Below are 1021 nucleotides of genomic sequence, written 5' to 3'. Positions count from 1 at the left end.
GGGGGGGGGCCTTTTTGTAAAGATTGCATTTTGCTCTGATCTTATGCACCTGGCAAAACCTGCTTCAGGCTTTTTCAGTTTTCTTTGCGGGTTTGGATTTGGCTTTTACCGCGGCGGGTTTTGTTGCTTTTTTAACCGCGCGCTTTGGCGCTTCTGTCGCCGCTGCAGCTTTGCTCATCAGTTTCTTTGCCTGTGCAACCCAGTTTTCCCGTTCAGCACGTCCGGCAAAACCTGTGGTGCGGTTCAGCCATGTGATCTGATCCGCATTCAGATCGGTAAGCTGGTCATAATGAAAAATACCGGCATTATATAATTTAGCCTGAATTGCGTTACCTATACCGGTAATCTGGGTCAGATCATCAGCTTTGTCCTGTCGCGGTTTTCTCAGGCGCTCCGGTTCGGAAGGGGCTGGCGGTGCCGGCGTTTCTGCTGCCGGTGAGGGCGCTGCAACTGCTTCGGCAGGGTTTGTTACCGCAGCTTTAGACGCAATATGAACAACAGGGCTATGAGCAGGGCCGACCGGCTCCGCATCCGGTACAATCTTTTGCGTGGCTTTTGTGATTTCTGTTGCAGCCGGTGTTTTAATGACTGGCTGTGCCGCACGCTCTTGTTTGGATGGGCTTGCCTTCACCGGTGCTGCGGGAGCCGGTTTTTTCTCAGGCTCTTTGCTTTTGGGCGTCACTGCTGTTGCAGGCGGGATAATGCTTGCTGCCGGTTGCTTTGCCTTTGCCATCGTAAGCTTGCTGTAAATTAAGCCGAGGAGAAATACGATTACACCGATCAGGGCGATCCAGAGTAAAAAATCCATATAATTCTCCTTGTGAAACGTGTCGGGCAGGGCAGGTGAATGCGATGCATACTGACTCATCCTGATCAGCCTGCTGATTATCATTGGCTGTTTTAAAGCAGGGCAGAGGATAAGTGTGCTGTAAAATATAGCAGATCGCCGCCGACTGCAAAATGCCACGCATTATAAAGCGTGGGGATAAAGACCAGACATATAAATACCGCTTGTTATTTA

At 50.4% G+C, this 1021-nt stretch carries 2 protein-coding genes; both read right to left on the bottom strand.

Annotation, left to right across the window (positions count from 1 at the left end):
* Window positions 1-64: 64 nt before the first annotated feature.
* A complete protein-coding gene (locus A918_RS21405) occupies window positions 65-733 on the bottom strand; it encodes a hypothetical protein (protein ID WP_210162330.1) in 669 nt (222 codons plus the stop codon).
* The coding region (locus A918_RS22235; protein ID WP_210162329.1) for a hypothetical protein at window positions 657-1021 on the bottom strand (365 nt) is incomplete at its 5' end. The genes A918_RS21405 and A918_RS22235, both read right to left, overlap by 77 nt.

The organism is Pseudochrobactrum sp. AO18b, from assembly GCF_000409565.1.
GTDB lineage: Bacteria > Pseudomonadota > Alphaproteobacteria > Rhizobiales > Rhizobiaceae > Pseudochrobactrum > Pseudochrobactrum saccharolyticum.
Note: the sequence above shows the minus strand (reverse complement) of the source record. Positions and strands in the feature narration are given on the sequence as shown.

Coding starts and splice junctions, on each gene's coding strand:
- A918_RS21405 (WP_210162330.1), bottom strand. CDS start 733: ATGGCAAAGGCAAAGCAACCGGCAGCAAGCATTATCCCGCCTGCAACA.